Here is an 18,784-nt window from a genome sequence, read left to right as displayed (position 1 = left end):
GCGCGTCCCCCTAGAACCCGAACGAGCGGTCGACGGCGTCGAGCACCCGGTCGAGGTCGGGCAGGTACTCCTCCTCGACCCGGGCGGCCGGGTACGGCGTGTCGAACCCGGTGACGCGCAGGACCGGCGCCTCGAGGGAGTAGAAGCACTCCTCGGTGATCCGGGCCGCGATCTCCGACCCGAGCCCCAGATTGCCGGGCGCCTCGTGGACGACGATCGCGCGGCCGGTGCGCCGCACCGACTCGTAAACCGGGCCCATGTCCAGCGGCGACAGCGTGCGCAGGTCGATGACCTCCAGGTCGCGCCCGTCCTCGGCGGCGGCGGTCGCGGCGTCCAGCGCGGTGCGGACCATCGGGCCGTAGGCGAGCAGCGTCGCGTCGGTGCCGGGGCGCGCGATCCGCGAGACGTGCAGCGGTGCGCTCGCGGTGTCGACGTTGACCTGGCCCTTCTCCCAGTAGCGGCGCTTGGGCTCCATGAAGACGATCGGGTCGTCGGACTCGATCGACTGCTGGATCATCCAGTACGCGTCGTCGGGGTTGGAGCAGGAGACGACCTTCAGGCCCGCGGTGTGCGCGAAGTAGGCCTCGGGCGACTCGGAGTGGTGCTCGACCGCGCCGATGCCGCCGCCGAAGGGGATCCGGATGACGATCGGCAGCCGGACCTTGCCCTTGGAGCGGTAGTGCATCTTGGCGACCTGCGACACGATCTGGTCATAGGCCGGGTAGACGAACCCGTCGAACTGGATCTCGCACACCGGCCGGTAGCCGCGGATCGCGAGGCCGACGGCCGTGCCGATGATGCCGGACTCGGCGAGCGGGGTGTCGATGACGCGCTCGTCGCCGAAGTCCTTCTGCAGGCCGTCGGTGATGCGGAAGACGCCGCCGAGCTTGCCGACGTCCTCGCCCATGACGAGGACCTTGGGGTCGCGCTCCATCGCCCGGCGCAGGCCGGTGTTGAGCGCCTTGCCGATCGTCAGGGTCTCGGCCATCAGTGCCCACTCCCCTCGAACGACGACAGGTACTTGTCGAACTGCGCCTTCTGCTGCTCGAGCTCCGGCGAACCGTGCGGATACACGTGGTCGAACAGGGTGCGCGGATCCGGGTCCGGCATGGTGAGGACGCGCTCGCGCAGGTCGGCGGCGGCGACCCGGGCCTCCTCGTCGACCGCGGCGAAGAAGTCGTCGCCGGCGATGCCCTGCTTGCCGAGGAACGCCCGCAGGCGCGCGATCGGGTCCTTCGCCTGCCACGCCTCGACCTCGCTGGCGATGCGATACCTGGTCGGGTCGTCCGACGTGGTGTGGGCGCCCATCCGGTACGTGTAAGCCTCGATCAGCGAGGGCCCCTGGCCGTGGCGGGCGTCGTCGAGGGCCTTGCGGGTGACCGCGTAGCAGGCGAGCACGTCGTTGCCGTCCACGCGCAGGCCGGGGAAGCCGAAGCCGCTGGCCCGGTGGTACAGCGGGACGCGGGTCTGCCGCTCGAGGGGCTCGGAGATCGCGTACTGGTTGTTCTGGCAGAAGAACACCATCGGCGCGTTGAAGACCGACGCCCAGATGAAGGCCTCGTTGACGTCGCCCTGGCTGGTGGCGCCGTCGCCGAAGTAGGCGATGACGGCCTCGCCGTCGTCGGAGCCGACCTTGCCGTCCTTGGTCACGCCCATCGCGTAGCCGGTCGCGTGCAGCGTCTGCGCGCCGATCACGATCGTGTACATGCCGAAGTTGAACTCGTTGGGGTCCCAGGCGCCCTGGTCGACGCCGCGGAACAGGGTCAGCGGTGCGATCGGGTCGACGCCGCGGCAGTACAGCACGCCGTGCTCGCGGTAGGTCGGGAACGCCATGTCCTGCTTGCGCAGCGCCCGGCCGGAGCCGACCTGCGCCGCCTCCTGGCCCAGCAGGCTCGCCCAGATGCCCAGCTCGCCCTGGCGCTGCAGGGCGGTCGCCTCGGCGTCGAGCTTCCGGACCACGACGAGGTCGTGGTAGAGCGAGCGGTATTCCTCATCGGTGAAGTCGACCGTGTAGTCGGGGTGTTCGACCCGGTCTCCCTCAGGGGTGAGCAGCTGCACGAACGCGGGTTCAGGCGCGGCCCGTGTTCCTGACGTCCGGGCCTTTGCTTCGCCCTTCGCCATCCGTTTCTCCCTGTCGTCTCTCGCGTCGGCAGCGGGGGTAACCCTGCCGCGCAGCGGGGGTGGCTGCTACGCGGCGGCCCTGTTGGAGCCGGCGCGTCGCGGTGGGTGTGAGTGGATCACGCCCGGGAGCCGGCTCTGAGGCTCAGTCGCAGGGTATGCGGACGCTACAGCCCCGTTGCCGGTGTGTGTCCAGCATCGCAGAAGGCGTGTGGATCGACACCATGGAGTCCGGGTTCGTCCGCGTTGCAAGGTCGAAAAATCCCTCCGAACCGGGCAGATCCTCGCCCGGCGTGCGGCCGTTGCTCCCAATGAGCTTCGTTCTGCCTTCCCCCGCACACTGGAGCGCTTCCTTTGGAATCCGACGTCCGTACCCACCGCATACTGTCGCCGAACCGGCGGCCGCTGCTCATTTCCGCGCTGCTCGTGGCGCTGACCTCGGTGCCGACCCTGATCGTGGTCGCCGCAGGCAGCGCCTCACTGGACACGGCGCCGTCCGTCCGGACGCCGATCGTCGCCGAGCCACGGCCCGGACCGCTCGTGCTCGCCCCGACGCCCAGCAGCGGGCTGCACGGCACGGGCACGCCGTCGCGCGCGGCGGAGCCGACCGCGCCGCTGCCCCCGGCGACCGTGGCGAAGCCGCGCGTCAGCGCGAGGACGTCGGGTGGATCAGGCGGTGGTGTCGTCGTCGGTACGGGCACCAAGCCGCCCACGGTGGTGCCGGCTCCGCCGACCGCGCCGGCGCCCGAGGTGCAGGAGCCCCCCGCCGTCGTGCCCACGCCCTCACCGACGAAGGGCGTGCCCATCCAGGACAAGGCGTGGCCGGGGTGGAACGCCACGCGCAAGGGCAAGCCGGAGGCGGTCAGGAGCTGGACCGCGCATCGGCCCCGATCGGGGTCGGCCGATCAGTCAGATCTTGAGGACTGCCCGGCCGCACAGGTTTAGCGCTGGGTCATGAAGTGTGCGCGGGTCAGCGGCCGGCGCGCGTGTTGGAGTTGCGGGTCACCATCGCCCAGGCGGTGGAGAACGGCTTGCACGGCCAGCGCGCGCAGCCGGCCGCACAGCGTGTCGCCTGATGGACGCGTAACGGCTGGTGGCGCGCCACGAGGCGGCGGGCGTCGGTCACGGCATGGTCATAGATGACGGCCATCAGAACCCCTGCGTCGCGGGTGCGGTCCACAGGATCCAGGCGGGATACAGCTGCTGAGCGGTTGCGAGCGCGTCGTTCGCCGAGCGGAAGACGGCGATCTCGGACTTCCCATTCCCCAGGCGCCAGGTGAGCACGGCCTGATCCGGCAGCTCATGACCCCAGGCGACAACCTGGGGGTGGTCGTCGTCGAACGGATCGGCGACAATGCCGAAAAGCCGTGGTGCGCCTTCGAGCAGGATCACGTCGTCTTCGATCACGACGGATCTCCCTCCGGCAGAGGAACCATCTCTGACCGCCCCAGAATGCATGTGCAGGTTTCCCGGGGCAATACGTTCCGTCAAACTTGAGTAGAGCAACCCAATCGCTCACTGACGCTCAAGCTTGCGCGACAACCCGGTAACGGTGACACTCGTCCTGAGTAATGGAGGTGAGTGGTGTCGCACGCGCACAGCCCCACGTTCCCCCGCTTCCAGCTGGGCAAACAGCTCCGGCGCCTGCGCGAGCAGGCGAAGCTCACCACCGAGGACGTCGGCCTGCAGCTCGACTGCTCGCCCAGCACCATCAGCCGCATGGAGGGCGGGAAGGTCGGCATCCGCCGCAGCACCCTCGAACAGTTGCTCAAGATTTACGACGTTGATGATAGCGATCTCACGGAGACATTGATCGCGCTTGCGAAGGAAGGCAAGACGCGGGGCTGGTTCGCCCGCTTCGGCGACCTTCCCAGCCACTACTCCCGCTACATCGGCCTGGAGTCCAACGCGATCGAGATGCGGGACTACGAGGCGCTCGTGGTGCCCGGCATGCTCCAGACGGAGGAGTACACGCGGGCGTTGCTCGCCGCCGCCTCCCCGTCCGGCGAATCGGAGGACGCGGTCCAAGCGCATGTCAGCGCCCGGCGTGAGCGGCAGGAGCTGCTCACCCGGGCTGAGAATCCATTGCAGTTCATCGCGGTCCTCGACGAGAGCGTCATCCGGCGCCTCATCGGTGGGGTCGACGTGATGCGGTCGCAGCTCAAGCACCTGGCCGAAATGGGCCGGGCGAGGAACGTGACGATCCAGATACTCCCCTTCAGCGGGGGAGCCTATGCCGGCATGGCTGGATCATTCGCGATCCTCAAGTTCCAAGGTGCACCAAGCGTCGTGTACGCCGAAGCCATGGCCGGCGACATCTACCAGGAAGCCGGAGACGTCCAGCGGTACCACGACGTGTTCGAAAGTCTGCGAGCCGCCGCGCTCAGCCCATTCGAGTCGGTCAAGCTGATCGAGTCAACGGTCGCTGAGACGGCCTGACAACGAAGGAGTGCGCAGAATGGCTGCGCTGAACGAGCGGTGGCACAAGCCCACCCGGAGCGGTAACAACGGACAGTGCGTCGAAGCGCGGTTCGTCGACGGCGTCGTCGAGGTCCGCAACTCCAACTCCCCGGACGCGGGATCCGTGCGCTTCACCCGCGCCGAATGGGAGACCTTCATCGCCGCGGTCGACACCGACGGCGAATTCCGCCTTCCGTAACACATCTGAGCAACAGCTTCCCCCAACCAAGCCTGAGCAACAGCGAAGGGACCGTCCCGACCGGCGGTCCCTTCGTCGTAGCTGCGAGCCGATTTTGATGTTATCGCTCACCGGCTCCATCCATAACCGTGTGGCCACGATCCGCGTGTTGCAACAAAAGGCGTGAAACGGTCAGGCGGCGATCGGCCGGGGTGCAATACCGCGATGTGGGTGTCGCGGCGGCGCGCACCGGAGTAAGCATGAACACATGGTGACTGTTCGCGCAGATGACGGCGTAGGTGGCGGGGTCGCGACGCTGCAGCCGACGATCCGGGCGTATCGACCGACGGACCATCGCGAGTGCCGGCAGCTGTGGGCAGAGCTGACCGAGGAGCATCAGCACCTCTACCCGGCGGCGCCACCCGTCAGCGGCGACCCCGGGGCCGCGTTCGAGGAGTACCTCACGCGGCTCGACCTGTCTGGCATGTGGGTCGCGGAGATCCTCGGCGTCGGCGTGGTCGGCATGGTCGGGCTCATCCTCGACGGGCGCGGTGGGCAGGTCGAGCCGCTGGTCGTCGCGTCGTCCCGGCGGGGCGCGGGGATCGGGCGGGCGCTGCTCTCCCACGTCGCCGACCAGGCCAGGCGGCGAGGGCTCGGGCAGCTGAGCATCTCGCCGGCGGCGCGCAACGTCGACGCGATCCGGTGCCTGCAGGCGGCCGGGTATGACGCGCTCGCCCGGGTGACGCTCGCCATCGACCTGCACTCGGACGGCCACGACTGGCACGACGGGATCGACCTGCACGCGCAGCGGTTCCGCTTCTAGCGCTGCTTCCTGTTACTTCTCGCATAGCGGTGGGCTGGCGTTTGTCAAGGTGCGGCCGGCGGTTGTGGATCGAATCGGGCGTTGTCCACAGCCGAAAACCGCGAGTTCCCGTGGGTGGCGGCAGCCACCAAGCTCGGGTGCATGACGACCGCGACCTCGACCCTCGCGCAGCCCCGGCTGCGCCTGCGCACCCCCGCTGACATCCTTGCCGGCACGCCGTACCTGTTCGGGTTCCACCCGTCCGACAGCCTCGTCGCCCTCGGGGTGCGCGACAAGCGGCTGCGCTTCCACATGCGCGACGACCTGCCCGATCCGGGCGAGGACCTCGACACCCTGGCCGACGGCTATGGCGCCCTGTTCGCCCGCCAGGACGTCGACCACGTCGTGCTCATCGGCTATGGCCCGCCCGAGCGCGTCGAGACCCTCATCCACGCCACCACCGCCGCGATGCGCCGCCACGGCATCGCCGTGCACGAGATGCTCTGGGCCCACGAGGGGCGCTACCGGTCGCTGATCTGCGAGTCGCCCTACTGCTGCCCGACCGAAGGCCAGCCCTATGACGTCGAGACGTCCGCGGTCGCGGCGACCGCCACCCTGATCGGGATGGTCGCACTGCCCGACCGGGCCGCCCTCGTCGCCAGCCTCGCCGCCCCGACCGGCCCCGCCCTCGACGCCGCCGAGCGCGCCACCCGCCAGGCCCAGACCCGCCTCGTCCACTCGCCCGGCACGCCCGCCGAAGGCGTCGCCTCCATCGACGCGGCGCTGCGCCGCGTCCGCGCCGGCGAGGGCCTCACCGACGAGGAGGTCGCCTGGCTCGCGTTCCTCCTCCACAGCCTGCCCCTGCGCGACGATGCCTGGCTGCGCATCGACCGAGACCTCGACACCGACCTCGACCTCCACGACCGCCTGTGGACCGATGTGCTGCGCCGCTGCGTCCCCACGTTCGCCGCCCCGGCCGCGATGCTCGTCGCCTATGCGTCCTGGCGCTCCGGCAACGGTGTCCGCTCCCGGATCGCTCTGGATCGCGCGTTCGACGCCGACCCTGGCTATCGTGCCGCCAAGCTCATGGCCGAGATCCTCGACCGCGGCCTGTCCCCGCAGTCCCTGCCCCCGATCGGCCGCCGCGACGGCCGTCGCCCCACTCCACCCCGCCGCCGCACCACCCGCCGCCGAAGGCGCTGAACCCTGCCGGCGCCGCCCCACCCCGGGCGTGCGTCGGCGGTCTGCCCGTGTGTCGCTGCTGGCTCGGGTGTGGGGCGTCGGGTGGTCTGCCCGCGTGTCGCTGCTGGCTCGGATGCGGCGTCGGCGGTCTGCTCGGTGCCGCGTTCCTGATCGATGGGAGGTGTTCAGGGCGTCGTGCCTGGTTGCGACCACGAGCCATGAGCTGTTGCGGGCGGCGGTCGACGCCGCGTTCGACCTGGTTGCGGTGTTTGCCGGTCCGGGTCGGACGCGGGTGGTCGGTCGCGGTGAGGTGCTCTTGGTCCGGTTGGCGATCTGTGCTTCGGGCGCGGGGCCCCGCCACTGTCCTGCGGGCCGCCCTGGATGAGGGTGCCTTGCCGTTCACCCAGTCCGGGCGGCGTGCTGGTGCGTGCGCACCGCCGGGGACGGTGGATGCGCCGGGCGTCTGAGGGCTGACCCGGCATTCCCGCCCGCGGGGAACTCGGCCGGTGTGATCAGGTCTGGGGCAGGCCGGTGATGCGGTGGGCGCCGGTGTAGACGTTGAAGGTCTGGCCGCGCAGGAAGCCGACGAGGGTCAGCCCTGCCTCCTCGGCCAGGTCGACGGCCAAGGTGCTCGGCGCCGACACCGCGGCCAGCACCGGGATGCCTGCCATCCAGGCCTTCTGGCACAGCTCGAAACTCGCCCGGCCGCTGACCATCAGCACGTGACCGGCGAGCGGCAGGCGGTCCTGTCGCGCGGCCCAGCCGATCACCTTGTCCACGGCGTTGTGCCGGCCCACGTCCTCCCGGAGGCAGACCAGGCGCCCGGCCGCGTCGAACAGCCCGGCCGCGTGCAGGCCGCCCGTCGTCCTGAACGCCCGCTGGCCCGCCCGCAGCGCGTCGGGCAGGTCGGCCAGCAGTGCCGGCGCCACCCGGATGCCGTCCGCCGCGACGTCGAACTGTGAGCGTGTCCGCACGGCGTCGATGCTGGCCTTGCCGCAGACGCCGCACGAGGAGGTGGTGTAGAAGTTCCGGCTCGGATCGGTCTGCGGGGCCGGGACCCCGTCGGCGAGCACCACGTCCACGACGTTGTAGGTGTTCGCTTCCTGGTCGCCGGCGCACAGCTGCGCCGTCCGCACGTCCGCGGCGGATCTGATGATCCCCTCGGTGAGGAGGAACCCGATCGCCAGGTCGAGGTCGTCCCCGGGGGTCCGCATCGTGACCGCCAGCGCGGGGCGTGGCGTCCCGGCCGGTCCGACCCTGATCTCCAGCGGCTCCTCGGCGATCAAGGTGTCGGGCCCGACTTTTGCCGCGACCCCCGCCGGGCCGTCCGGGGCGGGGGTGACGGTGACCCGGGTGATCGTGCGCCGTTGCGTGACGCGTCCCATGGTCGGGCCTCCAGATGCGGGGAGTGGTTCCGGTCGTTGCCCGCTCGACGGTACGTTCTGCCCATGGGCGCAGCCACCGCATGGCCGGGACTTGTGGCCGTGATCCTCGCCGGGGGTGGCGGCACGCGCCTCGGTGGCCAGGACAAGCCGATGCTGCCCGTCGCCGGGGTGCCGATGCTCGACAGGGTGCTCGCGGCGGTCGAGGGGGCGGCGCTGCGGATCGTGGTCGGGCCGCCCCGGGAGGGGCTGCCCACGGGGGTGCGCACCGTCCGTGAGGAGCCACCCGGTGCCGGCCCGGCGGCCGCGACCGCCGCCGCGCTCGACCTCGTCCCGCGAGCGGCGTCGGAGGAAGGGCCGGCGCTGGTCGGACTGTTCGCCGCTGATCTGCCGTACCTCACGGTTGAGGGAGTAGGCGTCCTCGTCGCGGCGGTCGAGGAGGACGTGGACGGGGCGGTGTTCGTCGACGGGCGCGGCAAGCGGCAGCTGCTGTGCGGGGTGTGGCGGGCCGGCGCGCTGCGGGACGCGGTCGAGCGGCTCGGGCCTGCGGCGGGCCGGTCGATGCGGGCGGTGTTGGATGGGCTGGACGTGGTCGAGGTCGAGTGGACCGGGTCCGGGCCGGCGCCGTACTTCGACTGCGACACCGAAGAGGACCTGCGGCGAGCAGACGGGGGTGGAGACCGATGAGCGGGAATCCAGAGCTGGCGGCGTGGGTGGTGCGGGCGTGCGCGGAGCTCGGGCTGGAGCCGTTGGGCGCGCAGGAGCAGGACGCGATCCTCGACCTCGCGCGGGACGTGGCGCACAACGTGGCCCGGCCGGGGGCGCCGTTGACCGCGTTCCTGCTGGGGGTCGCCGTCGGGCGGGGCGCCGACCTCGAGGAGGCCCGGGCGCGGCTCGTCGCTCTGGTGGACGAGGGCTGACCGACGCCACGACCCGGAAACAGGCGCCACGACCCGGAAGCAACCAGTCCGAGGAGCCCGAGGCACCCGGGACGTGCGTCGTCTGGATAGGGTGAGCCCGGGGGGATTGGAGGCGGTCATGGCGGATGATCAGGACTACGAGGCGGCGCTGTTCGACGACGAGGACCCGATCGGCGGGGACCTCAAGGAGAAGGTCGCCGAGGCCTGGCGCGATTTCGCGCGGCACCTGGTCGACGCGCTGCGGCAGCTCGCCCCCGGCACGACGCTCGATCTGACGCTCGACCCGACGGCGTCCGGGACCGGCGACGCCATCTACTCGGTGCAGGTGACCGGCGAGGACGGCGACATGCTCGCCGCGACCGCCGTCGGCAACGCCGACCTGCCCGCGGCGTATCGGCTGGGGCGGACCGTGATCGCGCAGACGGTGGCGCTCGGGTGGTCGCCGCCGGGGGTGGTGCCGGGCTCGGGCGAGGCGTTCGGCGTGCGGGTGCCCAAGAGCGAGGCCGTCCAGCTCAGCCGGCTCATCATGCGGACGCTGCGCGACATCTACGGCACGCCGCACCCCGCGTTCCTCACCTATCTCGCCCACGACGCGCAGGGGCTGGTGGCGGCCCTGCCGTCGCTCGGCGTCGCCCGGTCGCTCGCGTCGATCGTCGAGACCGACGGCGACGGGCCGGTGGCGGTGGTGCGGGCGAAGCAGCACCAGGTGGGTGACGAGCAGGACGACCTGCCGCTGCACGACAAGGTGATCACGGTCGTGGCCCGGCTGATGAAGACGACGCCGGAGGAGCTGACGATCGACCCGGACGGTGACATCGGCATCCGGTCCGGGTCGGCGATGGTGTTCGTCCGGGTGCGGGACAACCCGCCGCTGGTCGACGTGTATTCGCCGGTGCTGACCGAGATCGAGCCGACCGAGCGGCTCTACGTGAAGCTGTCCGAGCTCACCAACCGGATGCCGATCGGCCGGCTGTACTGCACCAACGACACGGTGTGGGCGTCGGTGCCGGTGTTCGGCCGGGACTTCCAGGCGACGCACCTGATGCTCGCCGTGCAGGTGATGACCGGGCTCGCGGACGAGCTGGACGACCGCCTGCAGGGCGAGTTCGGCGGGAAGCGGTTCTTCGGCGAGAACGACACCCCCAAGCAGGTCGAGGGCGAGCGCACCGGGATGTACCTGTAAGGCGCGGCAGACGCTAGAGCCCGCAGGAGCGGCGCAGCGCCCGGGACACCCGGCCGAAGAGGTCGACGTCCCGCGTGCGCAGCAGCGTGACCCGCGTGCCGCGGTAGTCGGCGAGCAGCGTGTGCTGCCGCGGCCAGCGGCGTGCGTAGACGACCCCGACGACCCAGGTGATCAGCAGCGCCGACAGCGCGACCAGGATGACCGGCACGGAGCCGGTGGTCGCCGCCGCGCCGAGGACGACGACGTTCGCGATCCCGACCGCGACGCACGCCCGCACGCCCGGGTGCAGGGTGCCGGTGCCGTGCGCCGGTCGCGACAACTCCGCGATCTCGTAACGGCCGCGGTCGGTGGCGAAGATCCGGTCGGTGACCAGGATCCCGTGCTGGTTGTAGTGGATGACCGGCCGGGACTCGAACGACTGGGGTGCGTAGGAACTCATGGTCGCGCTCCCTTGCTGCTGGTCGGGGCCCGGATCGCGGACGCCGACGCGACGAACGAGGAAGGCGGCAACCGGCCACGGTGACGGCCGCCGTCCAGCGTGCCTCCTGGGGATGAGGCACATCGAAGCCCAAGCGTCGCCGTCGCTGGGTGAGGCGGATCATGCAACCTCACTAGTAGCTTCTAACTTGATTACGCATCAACTCGCTGTCAGATGCAAGTGCAACCCAGTGCCGAAAGTTCTCAGTATTTGAGTGTGGATGCGGTACGGTGTGGTCGATGTCCTCGAAGCCGAGCCCGACTCTGCTCCGTCGCCAGCTCGGAGCCGAGCTGCGCCGGTTGCGAGAGGCTGCCCGGAAGACGGCCGCCGATGTCGCAGCCGAGCTCAAGTGGTCCGAGTCCAAGGTCAGCCGGATCGAGACCGCCAACAGCAGCGTCCGCAACCCGGACCTGACGAAGCTCTTCGACCTCTACCAGACCGCAGAGGCCGAGCGCACCCGCATCACCGCCCTCGCCGCGCAATCGCGCCAGCGGGCCTGGTGGGAAGCCTATGGCGACGCATTGCTCGGCGCCTATGAAACAATGATCGGGTTCGAATCCGAGGCAGCCGACGTCTACATCTACGACGCGGTCATTCTCCACGGACTGCTGCAGACCGTGGAATACGCCGGCGCGATCATCAATTCGGTGTCCGTGGGGGAGCGGCCCGACGTGGTGAACCAGCGGGTGTCGGTCCGGATGGCGCGACAGGCCGTCCTGACCCGCGACCCGCCGCCGCGGATCTGGGCGATTCTCGACGAGGCGGTCCTCAAGCGGCCGGTCGGCGGTCATGATGTCATGCGAAGGCAGCTCATGAGGCTCCTGGAGATCGCCGACCGTCCGACGGTGACGCTGCAGATGGTGCCGTTCGACCGTGGGGCGCACCGGGGGATCGACGGGGCGTTCACGGTGCTCGACTTCGTCGGCGACACCGAGCAGCCGCTCGTGTATTGCGACGGAATGACCGGCGGGGTGTTTCGCAACCGCCCCGAGGAAGTGCGGCGCTACCTGGTCGCCTTCGAATCGTTGCGCACTGTGGCGCTGAGCCACGCGGAAACACTTGATTACATTCAGCGGGCTATTCGCGAATACGAATAGCCCAGGTTCTAGGGGTCATCATCATGAGCATTGTGTGGCGTAAAAGCACGCGCAGCGGCGGCAACGGTTGCGTCGAGGTGTTACTCGACCCGAAGGCCGTCGGCATCCGGGACTCGAAGGACGCCAACAGCCCGGAGATCTTCGTGGACGCCGCCGCCTGGAGGGCGTTCGTGCAGCACGTCGCCGGAGAGCAGCGCTGACCAGACGGCGGACAGCGCTGACCGTGCGGCGGCGCTGACCGCCCAGCCGCGCCGACCGTACAGCGGCGCAGCACCGAAACGATCCAGCTAGAGCGCGATCCAGGCCTGCTCGGCCAGGGTCGCCGCGTCGGTCGCCTTCAGCCCCTGCTCCGACAGGGTCCACAAAGTGCCACCGATGATCAGCGAGCGGCGGATCGCCGTGTAGCGACCGGGGTGGGTGATCGCACCCGCCTCGGTGATCGCCGAGTCGCCGACCTTCAGCACCAGCACGGCCGGCTGGGTGTCGCGCCAGACCGGCACCGCGAGCAGCCCCAGCGGCGCCCAGTAGAGGAACGCGTGCGGGTCGTACTCCGCCTCGGAGCTGCCGCCCGGCCGCTTGAACTGCGCGACCCGCGAAGGGTGCGCCGGGTCCCGCACGTCGAACAGGGACACCTGCATGCCCTGCACCCGGCCCTGCGCGTTGGCGTCCTGCCCCAGGCCGAGCAGCCGCCCGTCGCCCGCGGGGTGCAGGTATGCCGAGTAGCCCGGGATCTTCAGCTCCCCGACCACCTTCGGCGCCGCGGGGTCGCGCAGGTCGAGCGTGTAGAGCGGGTCGGTCTGCCGGAACGTGACCACGTAGCCGGTCGTGCCGATGAACCGCACGGAGTAGATCCGCTCGCCCTTGCCGAGGCCGTCGACGCGACCCGCCTCGGTGAGCCGGCCGCCGTCGCGGCGCAGCACGTACACCGCCGACGCCGTCGTGTTGTCGGCGGACATCGTCGTGGCGATCCGCAGGTGCCCGTCCCACTCCGACATCGAGTACTGGTTGAGCAGCCAGCCCGGCACCTCACCCGACGCGACGAACCGGGGGCTGCCCGGCGCGCCGATGTCGAACTTGAACACCTGGGTCGACGGCCGGGCCGGCGACGTCGCGACCTTCCTGCGCACCACGTCGGCGGCGAGCACCCGCCAGCGCTGGTCGTTGGCGATGTACAGGCTGGGCCCGTTGGCGTAGACGGTGTCGCCGTCGGCCACGACCGAGACCGGATCGCCGCCGCCGAGCGCCGCACCGCCCAGGTCGAACGTCAGCACCGTCAGCATCGACGTCGCCGAGTAGGTCGCCGGCCGGCTCACCGCGCCGCAGTCGACCCGGCCCTCGGTGCGCTTGCCGGCGGCGTCGGTCGCGGCCCACTTCGGCAGCCACGCGTCGACCGGCGCGGCCATGACCGCCGAACGGTTCGCCGCGATCCGCGCGTCGTCGCTGCCGAGCTTCGCGTTGTCGGGGAACGCGATCCGCGGCCGGGACACCACGACCACCCGAGCGGTGCCGCCGACCTGCCGGGCGTCGAGCAGGCCGCCCTCGACGGTGAACCGGCCGATCACCTTCGGCGCGCCGGCGAGGTCGACCAGCGTCATCTGCGCACCCGACACGCCGGGCACGTCGTCGAAGCCCGCCCGGTAGTCGTAGCCGAGCACCAGCGCGCGGTCCCCGGACAGCAGCAGCTCCGTGGCGTTGGCGGCGCTCTTGCCGCTGACGTCGTCGACGGTGCCGATGGCCAGGGAGCCGGTCACCGCCCGGCCGGCGACGTCGACGACCTTCAGGGTGCCGCGCGACAGCGTCACGATCCGTTTGCCGTCGGTCTTCACGAGATCCGGCTCGTCGACACCCGCCTCATGGGTGTTGGTGCCGGAGAACTCCTGACCGGCCGGGGCGGCCGCCTTGCCGCTGTTGAGCCCGCCCTGCCGCTGTGCGCCGGTGTCCTCGGCGCGACCGCCGCGCAGCATGCCGCCGTCGTTCAGGAACCCCCACGGCCCGACCGCACCCGCGGCGGCGTCCCGCAGCGACGACAGCAGCTGCTCGCAGGAGTCGAACGCCACCAGCTTGAACACCGGATCCGGCCCGGCGACCGTCGCCGGCGCGGGCTTCGGCGTCCCGCCGCCAGTACATCCGGAGACAACGAAAACCAGGGCACTCAACGCGGCAAGCGAGCGTCTCATGCGTGCTAGGACGTGGCGGGTGTCGATCCGGTTCCCGGCACGGTGACGACTTTCGGCGCCAGCCGCTCGACCAGCCGTGACAGCACGATCATGCTGCGGGTCGACGTCACGAACGGCTCGGCGCGCAGCCGTTCGAGGGCCTCCTCGAGCCCCGCCATGTCGACCGCCCGCAGGTGGACCAGCGCGTCGGCCTCACCCGAGATGGTGTAGGCGCCGACGACCGCCGGGTGGCGCTTCGCGGCGGCGCGGATCTGCTGCGGCGACGTCCGCCCGGTGCAGAACAGCTCGACGAACGCCTCCGTCGTCCAGCCCAGCGCGTCGGGGTCGACGAGCGCCGTATAGCCGCGGATCACTCCGGTTGATCGAAGCCGGTCGACGCGACGCTTCACGGCCGGTGCGGACAGCGCCACCTGCGATCCGATGTCCGCATACGATGAGCGGGCGTCCTCCTGCAGCAACGCAATGATCTGCTGGTCGATCGGGTCGAGGCGCAACAAATCCCTCCTCGAAAGCAAGCAATACCGCTGTTTTGTGCAACCCCACAAATCTACCGTTTGATCTCGTGACCCACGTCGAGCGGCAGCCACGCGAGCGCACCTACCTGATGTCGCCACCCGAGCACTTCGTGGTGGAGTACGCGATCAACCCGTGGATGGACGTGTCCACGCCCGTCGACACCGAGCTCGCCCTGAAGCAGTGGGAGGGCCTGCGGGAGACCCTGGTGCGGCTCGGCCACCAGGTGCACGTGCTGCCCCCGGAGATCGGCCTGCCGGACATGGTCTACGCGGCCAACGGGGCGTTCAGCGTCGACGGCGTCGTCTACGGGGCGCGCTTCAAGTACCCCCAGCGCATCGCCGAGGCCGCCGCGCACCGGCGGTTCTACGACAACCACGGCTGGAAGTTCGTCGCGCCGGCCGAGACCAACGAGGGCGAGGGCGACTTCGCCTACCTGCCCGACGCGCTCGGCGGCGGCGTGATCCTGGCGGGTCACGGCTTCCGGACCGAGACCTCGGCGCACTCGGAGGCGCAGGAGGCGCTCGGCCGGCCGGTGGTCTCGCTGCGCCTCGTCGACCCGCGCTTCTACCACCTCGACGTCGCGCTGGCGTCGCTGGACGACCGCACCGTCGTCTACTACCCGGGCGCGTTCTCGGCCGCGTCCCAACGGGTGCTCGCGCAGCTCTTCCCGGACGCCGTCGTCGCCGATGAGGAGGACGCCCTGTCGTTCGGGCTCAACCTCGTCTCCGACGGGCGCAACGTGGTCCTCAACAGTGAAGCCACCGCCCTCGCGGCCAAGCTCCGCCAGGCCGGTTACCTGCCTGTACCGGTGGAGCTGACCGAGCTCAAGAAGGGCGGCGGCTCCGTGAAGTGCTGCATCGCCGAGCTTCGGCCTTAAGAGGTCGCCGGAGCCGGCGCTGGGGTTTCGGTCCCGGTCCCGGTCCCGGTCCCGGCCCCGGCCGTGGACTGGATCAGCACGATCTGCGCCGTGTAGGTCGTGGTGGGGGACGCCGCCGGGCTTCCGCCGCCGCCGCTGACCGTGATCGGGCCGCCGACAACCACCTGGGAGCCCGCCTGGATCGCTCCTGGCTGCACACTCATGTGGTTGTTGTAGATCTTGGCGTTCTGGGCCAGGGTCCACGTCTTGGTGTAGCCGTCGGTCGACCGGACCGTCAGCGAGGTGTCCGTCGCCGCCGTCGCGGTGCCGTTCTGCATCGCGACCCGTATCGGGCCCTTCTTCGTCTGCACGATGCCCTCACCGTGCAGCACGTTCTTGAGCCAGTTCTCGTGCTGGCCACCCTGACCGGTCTCGCCGGGTGTCGGATCCGCCAGTGCGATCCCCGGCAGGGAGCCGACGATCACCAGGATCACGGCACTGAGCAACAGGCCTATGCGTGTGCGTCGCATCTGGGTACCTCCTGTCCGAGCTGCTCCGAGCTCCGCCGAATTGAGCCGACGGGTGCACTACCTCCTCTCACCCGGCCCAAACGGCACCGTCACCGTGAATCTCGCCCCGCCCTCGGGCGCGTGACCGGCCTCGATCCTGCCGCCGAGCCGGCGGGCCATCCGAGCGGCGAGCGCCAGCCCCAGCCCGCTGCCGACCTTGCGCGCACCCTGGTACCGCCGCGACAACGCACCCCGCTCGAAGGCCACCGCCAGGTCGTCGTCGGTGAACCCGGGCCCGCCGTCACGGATCTCGATCGACGCCTCCGCCGGCCCCCACACCAGCGCCAGCACCACCGGCACCCCCGTCGCCTGCTCGGACGGCACGACCCGCAACGCGTTCTCCAGCAGGCCGTCGACGATCTGGCGGATCCGCCCCGGGTCGGTGCGCACCGGCACCGGCATCGGTGGCAGCTCCGTGCGCAGCAGCAGCCCCGCCGCCGTGAGCCGCCCGCCCCACGCCTCGGCGGTCGCCGCCACCAGCTGGGTCAGATCCACGTCGACCACCTCGACCGGCAGGTCCGCGGCCTCCAGCCGGGCCAGCACCAGCAGGTCGGCGATCAGCCGGTCGAGCCGCTCCGCCTCGTCGAGCACCGTCTGCCCGGCCCGCTGCGCCCCGTCCGGACCCACCACCCCGTCCGCGAGCGCCTCCGCGTAGCCCCGGATCGTCGTCAGCGGCGTGCGCAGCTCGTGCGACACCGACAGCAGGAAGTCCCGCTCGCGCCCTTCGCTCGTGGCGAGGGCCGCGGTCAGCGCGTTCACCGCGTGCGCCAGGTCCGCCACCTCCGCCGGCCCGTCCGCGTCCAGCGTGACCGACCGGTCCCCGGCGGTGAGCCGGTTGGCCGCGGCCGCCACGGTGCGGATGGGCCGCGCGATCCTCCTGGCCAGCAGCACGCCCGCCAGCAGCCCGGCCGCCAACCCGGCCAGCAGCGCCATCCACAGCTGCCCCCACAGCCGCGTGATGGTCGCCTGGCGCGACGGCATCCGCTCGGTCAGCACGATCCCGTTGCCCGCGTTGCCGACCGGCCGGCCCACCACCAGCTGGACCTGCTGGTCCACCACCGCCCGCCGGACCGGGACCGGCCGCCCGGCCCCGACCGTCTTGACCACCCCGTCGGGCAGCCCCGCGCGGTCCGGCTGCCCCGCCCGGATCAGGTAGACCTGGATCCCGCGGGTCCGCAGCCGCTCGACGATCACCTGCTCGTCCGTGCTCCGGGGCGTGTTGAACCGGGGGCGCAGCAGCTCGGCGGTCAGCGTCGCCTCGTCGGCCAGCCGGACCCGGGCCGCCCTGTTGGCCTCCTGGATCGCCAGCGGCGCCCCGACGAGCGCCGTCACCAGCACCGAGATGACCGCGACCAGGCAAGTGACCAGCGCGCTGCGTCCGGCGATGGACCGGAACCCGGCCCTAAGCATCGGCGGTGTATCCGACGCCCCGCACCGTCCTGAGCACCCCCGCCGCGGCGCCGAGCTTCCCGCGCACCTGCGCCACGTGCACGTCGACCGTCCGGGTGCCGGAATGCGCGGCGTACCCCCACACCGAGCCGAGCAGCTCCTCCCGCGTGAACACCCGCCCCGGCCGGTTCATCAGGTGCGCCAGCAGCGCGAACTCCGTCGACGTCAGCACCACCGGCGCGCCGTCGACCAGGCACTCCCGCCGCGCGGGGTCGAGCGTGACGGGTCCGACGGTGCGGACCTGCTCGACGTCGGGCGGCCCCTGCGTGCGGCGCAGCACCGCCTTCACCCGCGAGACCAGCTCCCGCGGGCTGAACGGCTTGGTCACGTAGTCGTCGCCACCCAGCTCCAGGCCGAGGATCCGGTCGACCTCGTCGTCCCGCGCGGTCAGGAACAGCACCGGCGTCCAGTCACCGGCCTCCCGCAGCCGCCGGCAGATCTCGGTGCCGTCCATCCCCGGCAGCGCGATGTCCAGCACGCACGCGACGGGCCGCAGCTTCCGCGCCGCGGCCAGGCCCGCCGTGCCGTCGTGCTCGACGTGCACCCCGAAGCCCTCGCGCGTCAGATACATGCGCAGCAGGTCGGCGATCGGCCGCTCGTCCTCGACGACCAGCACCAGCCCCTTGCCCTGATCCACGGGCCCATTCTGCCGCGCCCGCACCCGGCCCGATGTTCGGGCGATGTTTGGGCATCGAACCGGTCGGATACAAGCACATCGATCGGCTCACCCTTCGCGAGGAAGCCAGCGCCTGCCGCGAAGTGTGAGCCGATCGCTCACGCGAAGCGGAGGACCGCCTTGGCCAGGGCGGGGACCCGGGGCGCCGCGGCGGCGGCGACCACGCCCCACGGGGTGCGGAACGCCTGCTTGAGGGCCTCGTCGAGGCGCCACATCTCGACCTTGTTCGGCAGGCGGACCCAGATGTTCTCGCGGACGCCGTCGATGGCGGTCACGCCGAGCTGGATGCCGGAGCGGGTCGGCTCGGGGGTCCAGGTGACGTCGGCGAGCGAGTGCAGGTCCGTGTTGAGGTGCAGGGAGACCCGGCGCAGCAGCGGCGACTCGGTGGTGATCACGAGGCGGCTGCGGGTCAGCATCAGCACGCTGTTGCGGGAGGCGCGCGACGTGCAGCGGGCGACGACGGCGACGGCGTCACGGTCCCCGGCGCAGCCGCGCAGCACCTGCACGTGGCGGCGGATGGTGGCGGCGGACAGCCTCGCCAGTGCCGTGGCCGGGAGGAAGGTGCACGTGAAGGTGTCCAGCGTCTCCATATCGAAGGCAACGACGGTTCGCGCTCAGCGACACGCGTCGCGCCCCCGGAAATGCGCCGATCTTGCGGGCGTAGTGTCAGGACACTCCCACGATGTCCTTTTCGCCACCGCCACACCCGCAAGACCGGCGCACCGCCTGTCCGACATCCGG

The 18,784-nt window shown here is 71.1% G+C and carries 23 protein-coding genes; 11 read left to right on the top strand and 12 right to left on the bottom strand.

The genetic code is table 11. From position 1 onward, the window contains the following. Positions 1 to 10 precede the first annotated feature (10 nt). Positions 11 to 991 (bottom strand): alpha-ketoacid dehydrogenase subunit beta, encoded by a 981-nt coding sequence (locus AB0I21_RS31180; protein ID WP_360566529.1) that lies wholly within the window; start codon positions 989 to 991, stop codon positions 11 to 13. Further along, complete coding sequence (gene pdhA, locus AB0I21_RS31175) at positions 988 to 2,121, bottom strand: pyruvate dehydrogenase (acetyl-transferring) E1 component subunit alpha (protein WP_344508270.1); 1,134 nt, start codon at positions 2,119 to 2,121, stop codon at positions 988 to 990. Before pdhA ends, AB0I21_RS31180 begins: the two co-directional genes overlap by 4 nt. Positions 2,122 to 2,472: 351 nt before the next feature. On the opposite strand from pdhA, the gene AB0I21_RS31170 reads away from it, so the two are divergent. After that, positions 2,473 to 3,063: a hypothetical protein gene (locus AB0I21_RS31170; protein WP_360566494.1), complete on the top strand. Its 591-nt coding sequence runs from the start codon at positions 2,473 to 2,475 to the stop codon at positions 3,061 to 3,063. 25 nt (positions 3,064 to 3,088) lie between these two features. Here AB0I21_RS31170 and AB0I21_RS31165 read toward each other — a convergent pair whose 3' ends face one another. Both AB0I21_RS31165 and AB0I21_RS31160 read right to left on the bottom strand, forming a co-directional pair. Beyond that, positions 3,089 to 3,268 carry a hypothetical protein gene (locus AB0I21_RS31165; RefSeq protein WP_360566492.1) on the bottom strand — a complete coding sequence of 60 codons (180 nt, stop codon included), beginning with the start codon at positions 3,266 to 3,268 and terminating at the stop codon, positions 3,089 to 3,091. Then, positions 3,268 to 3,525: a hypothetical protein gene (locus AB0I21_RS31160; RefSeq protein ID WP_344508266.1), complete on the bottom strand. Its 258-nt coding sequence runs from the start codon at positions 3,523 to 3,525 to the stop codon at positions 3,268 to 3,270. Before AB0I21_RS31160 ends, AB0I21_RS31165 begins: the two co-directional genes overlap by 1 nt. A 177-nt stretch (positions 3,526 to 3,702) precedes the next feature. On the opposite strand from AB0I21_RS31160, the gene AB0I21_RS31155 reads away from it, so the two are divergent. The 4 genes from AB0I21_RS31155 (at position 3,703) to AB0I21_RS31140 (ending at position 6,761) form a co-directional block, all read left to right on the top strand. Then, on the top strand, positions 3,703 to 4,557 hold the full coding sequence (locus tag AB0I21_RS31155; RefSeq protein ID WP_344508264.1) for a helix-turn-helix transcriptional regulator: 855 nt from the start codon (positions 3,703 to 3,705) through the stop codon (positions 4,555 to 4,557). Between the two features lie 19 nt (positions 4,558 to 4,576). Beyond that, positions 4,577 to 4,777 (top strand): DUF397 domain-containing protein, encoded by a 201-nt coding sequence (locus AB0I21_RS31150; protein WP_344508262.1) that lies wholly within the window; start codon positions 4,577 to 4,579, stop codon positions 4,775 to 4,777. A 247-nt stretch (positions 4,778 to 5,024) separates the two neighbouring features. Beyond that, positions 5,025 to 5,579: a GNAT family N-acetyltransferase gene (locus tag AB0I21_RS31145; RefSeq protein WP_360566491.1), complete on the top strand. Its 555-nt coding sequence runs from the start codon at positions 5,025 to 5,027 to the stop codon at positions 5,577 to 5,579. A 141-nt stretch (positions 5,580 to 5,720) separates the two neighbouring features. Next, positions 5,721 to 6,761, top strand: a complete 1,041-nt coding sequence (locus AB0I21_RS31140) for a DUF4192 domain-containing protein (protein WP_360566489.1) — start codon at positions 5,721 to 5,723, stop codon at positions 6,759 to 6,761. Between the two features lie 491 nt (positions 6,762 to 7,252). Here AB0I21_RS31140 and fdhD read toward each other — a convergent pair whose 3' ends face one another. Next, entirely contained in the window at positions 7,253 to 8,125 is an 873-nt protein-coding gene (fdhD, locus tag AB0I21_RS31135) for a formate dehydrogenase accessory sulfurtransferase FdhD (RefSeq protein ID WP_360566488.1), read from the bottom strand. Positions 8,126 to 8,224: 99 nt separating this feature from the next. Between fdhD and AB0I21_RS31130 the strand changes: the two genes are divergently transcribed. The 3 genes from AB0I21_RS31130 to AB0I21_RS31120 all read left to right on the top strand — a co-directional run bounded on the left by AB0I21_RS31130 (position 8,225) and on the right by AB0I21_RS31120 (position 10,225). Beyond that, the gene (locus tag AB0I21_RS31130) at positions 8,225 to 8,809 is read left to right on the top strand and encodes an NTP transferase domain-containing protein (RefSeq protein ID WP_360566528.1); all 585 of its coding nucleotides are present in this window, start codon (positions 8,225 to 8,227) and stop codon (positions 8,807 to 8,809) included. After that, a complete protein-coding gene (locus AB0I21_RS31125; protein ID WP_360566486.1) occupies positions 8,806 to 9,042 on the top strand; it encodes a DUF6457 domain-containing protein in 237 nt (78 codons plus the stop codon). The genes AB0I21_RS31130 and AB0I21_RS31125 overlap by 4 nt, the downstream gene beginning before the upstream one ends. Before the next feature lie 118 nt (positions 9,043 to 9,160). After that, positions 9,161 to 10,225, top strand: coding sequence for a hypothetical protein (locus AB0I21_RS31120; RefSeq protein ID WP_360566484.1), 1,065 nt, complete (start codon positions 9,161 to 9,163; stop codon positions 10,223 to 10,225). Between the two features lie 13 nt (positions 10,226 to 10,238). Here AB0I21_RS31120 and AB0I21_RS31115 read toward each other — a convergent pair whose 3' ends face one another. Beyond that, positions 10,239 to 10,664: a DUF6232 family protein gene (locus AB0I21_RS31115; RefSeq protein ID WP_354889535.1), complete on the bottom strand. Its 426-nt coding sequence runs from the start codon at positions 10,662 to 10,664 to the stop codon at positions 10,239 to 10,241. A 278-nt stretch (positions 10,665 to 10,942) separates the two neighbouring features. On the opposite strand from AB0I21_RS31115, the gene AB0I21_RS31110 reads away from it, so the two are divergent. After that, the gene (locus tag AB0I21_RS31110; RefSeq protein ID WP_360566482.1) at positions 10,943 to 11,800 is read left to right on the top strand and encodes a helix-turn-helix transcriptional regulator; all 858 of its coding nucleotides are present in this window, start codon (positions 10,943 to 10,945) and stop codon (positions 11,798 to 11,800) included. A gap of 23 nt (positions 11,801 to 11,823) precedes the next feature. After that, the gene (locus AB0I21_RS31105; RefSeq protein WP_344508247.1) at positions 11,824 to 12,000 is read left to right on the top strand and encodes a DUF397 domain-containing protein; all 177 of its coding nucleotides are present in this window, start codon (positions 11,824 to 11,826) and stop codon (positions 11,998 to 12,000) included. Positions 12,001 to 12,087: 87 nt separating this feature from the next. Here the strand turns inward: AB0I21_RS31105 and AB0I21_RS31100 are convergent, their stop codons facing one another. Together AB0I21_RS31100 and AB0I21_RS31095 are read right to left on the bottom strand one after the other, a co-directional pair. Further along, positions 12,088 to 13,977 (bottom strand): beta-propeller domain-containing protein, encoded by a 1,890-nt coding sequence (locus tag AB0I21_RS31100; protein ID WP_360566480.1) that lies wholly within the window; start codon positions 13,975 to 13,977, stop codon positions 12,088 to 12,090. Between the two features lie 5 nt (positions 13,978 to 13,982). Next, the gene (locus AB0I21_RS31095) at positions 13,983 to 14,471 is read right to left on the bottom strand and encodes an Lrp/AsnC family transcriptional regulator (RefSeq protein WP_360566477.1); all 489 of its coding nucleotides are present in this window, start codon (positions 14,469 to 14,471) and stop codon (positions 13,983 to 13,985) included. Between the two features lie 68 nt (positions 14,472 to 14,539). Between AB0I21_RS31095 and ddaH the strand changes: the two genes are divergently transcribed. Further along, positions 14,540 to 15,370 carry a dimethylargininase gene (gene ddaH, locus AB0I21_RS31090; RefSeq protein WP_360566476.1) on the top strand — a complete coding sequence of 277 codons (831 nt, stop codon included), beginning with the start codon at positions 14,540 to 14,542 and terminating at the stop codon, positions 15,368 to 15,370. Here ddaH and AB0I21_RS31085 read toward each other — a convergent pair. The 4 genes from AB0I21_RS31085 to AB0I21_RS31070 form a co-directional block, all read right to left on the bottom strand. Continuing rightward, entirely contained in the window at positions 15,367 to 15,879 is a 513-nt protein-coding gene (locus tag AB0I21_RS31085) for a hypothetical protein (protein WP_360566474.1), read from the bottom strand. The two genes, ddaH and AB0I21_RS31085, sit on opposite strands and share 4 nt — an antisense overlap. A gap of 57 nt (positions 15,880 to 15,936) precedes the next feature. Continuing rightward, on the bottom strand, positions 15,937 to 17,328 hold the full coding sequence (locus AB0I21_RS31080; protein ID WP_360566472.1) for a HAMP domain-containing sensor histidine kinase: 1,392 nt from the start codon (positions 17,326 to 17,328) through the stop codon (positions 15,937 to 15,939). Next, positions 17,321 to 18,004: a response regulator transcription factor gene (locus AB0I21_RS31075; RefSeq protein WP_360566471.1), complete on the bottom strand. Its 684-nt coding sequence runs from the start codon at positions 18,002 to 18,004 to the stop codon at positions 17,321 to 17,323. The genes AB0I21_RS31080 and AB0I21_RS31075 overlap by 8 nt, the downstream gene beginning before the upstream one ends. Before the next feature lie 137 nt (positions 18,005 to 18,141). Continuing rightward, positions 18,142 to 18,633, bottom strand: coding sequence for a hypothetical protein (locus AB0I21_RS31070; protein ID WP_360566470.1), 492 nt, complete (start codon positions 18,631 to 18,633; stop codon positions 18,142 to 18,144). Positions 18,634 to 18,784 lie beyond the last annotated feature (151 nt).

Source organism: Dactylosporangium sp. NPDC050588, from assembly GCF_040654975.1.
Taxonomy (GTDB): domain Bacteria; phylum Actinomycetota; class Actinomycetes; order Mycobacteriales; family Micromonosporaceae; genus Dactylosporangium; species Dactylosporangium maewongense.
This window is presented reverse-complemented; position numbering and strand designations above follow the sequence as displayed.

Excerpts from the sequence above, each read along its gene's own strand:
- pdhA (WP_344508270.1), bottom strand. The coding sequence starts at position 2,121 with ATGGCGAAGGGCGAAGCAAAGGCCCGGACGTCAGGAACACGGGCCGCG.
- AB0I21_RS31165 (WP_360566492.1), bottom strand. The coding sequence starts at position 3,268 with ATGGCCGTCATCTATGACCATGCCGTGACCGACGCCCGCCGCCTCGTG.
- AB0I21_RS31150 (WP_344508262.1), top strand. The coding sequence starts at position 4,577 with ATGGCTGCGCTGAACGAGCGGTGGCACAAGCCCACCCGGAGCGGTAAC.
- AB0I21_RS31145 (WP_360566491.1), top strand. The coding sequence starts at position 5,025 with ATGGTGACTGTTCGCGCAGATGACGGCGTAGGTGGCGGGGTCGCGACG.
- AB0I21_RS31140 (WP_360566489.1), top strand. The coding sequence starts at position 5,721 with ATGACGACCGCGACCTCGACCCTCGCGCAGCCCCGGCTGCGCCTGCGC.
- fdhD (WP_360566488.1), bottom strand. The coding sequence starts at position 8,125 with ATGGGACGCGTCACGCAACGGCGCACGATCACCCGGGTCACCGTCACC.
- AB0I21_RS31125 (WP_360566486.1), top strand. The coding sequence starts at position 8,806 with ATGAGCGGGAATCCAGAGCTGGCGGCGTGGGTGGTGCGGGCGTGCGCG.
- AB0I21_RS31120 (WP_360566484.1), top strand. The coding sequence starts at position 9,161 with ATGGCGGATGATCAGGACTACGAGGCGGCGCTGTTCGACGACGAGGAC.
- AB0I21_RS31115 (WP_354889535.1), bottom strand. The coding sequence starts at position 10,664 with ATGAGTTCCTACGCACCCCAGTCGTTCGAGTCCCGGCCGGTCATCCAC.
- AB0I21_RS31110 (WP_360566482.1), top strand. The coding sequence starts at position 10,943 with ATGTCCTCGAAGCCGAGCCCGACTCTGCTCCGTCGCCAGCTCGGAGCC.
- AB0I21_RS31105 (WP_344508247.1), top strand. The coding sequence starts at position 11,824 with ATGAGCATTGTGTGGCGTAAAAGCACGCGCAGCGGCGGCAACGGTTGC.
- AB0I21_RS31100 (WP_360566480.1), bottom strand. The coding sequence starts at position 13,977 with ATGAGACGCTCGCTTGCCGCGTTGAGTGCCCTGGTTTTCGTTGTCTCC.
- AB0I21_RS31085 (WP_360566474.1), bottom strand. The coding sequence starts at position 15,879 with ATGCGACGCACACGCATAGGCCTGTTGCTCAGTGCCGTGATCCTGGTG.
- AB0I21_RS31080 (WP_360566472.1), bottom strand. The coding sequence starts at position 17,328 with ATGCTTAGGGCCGGGTTCCGGTCCATCGCCGGACGCAGCGCGCTGGTC.
- AB0I21_RS31070 (WP_360566470.1), bottom strand. The coding sequence starts at position 18,633 with ATGGAGACGCTGGACACCTTCACGTGCACCTTCCTCCCGGCCACGGCA.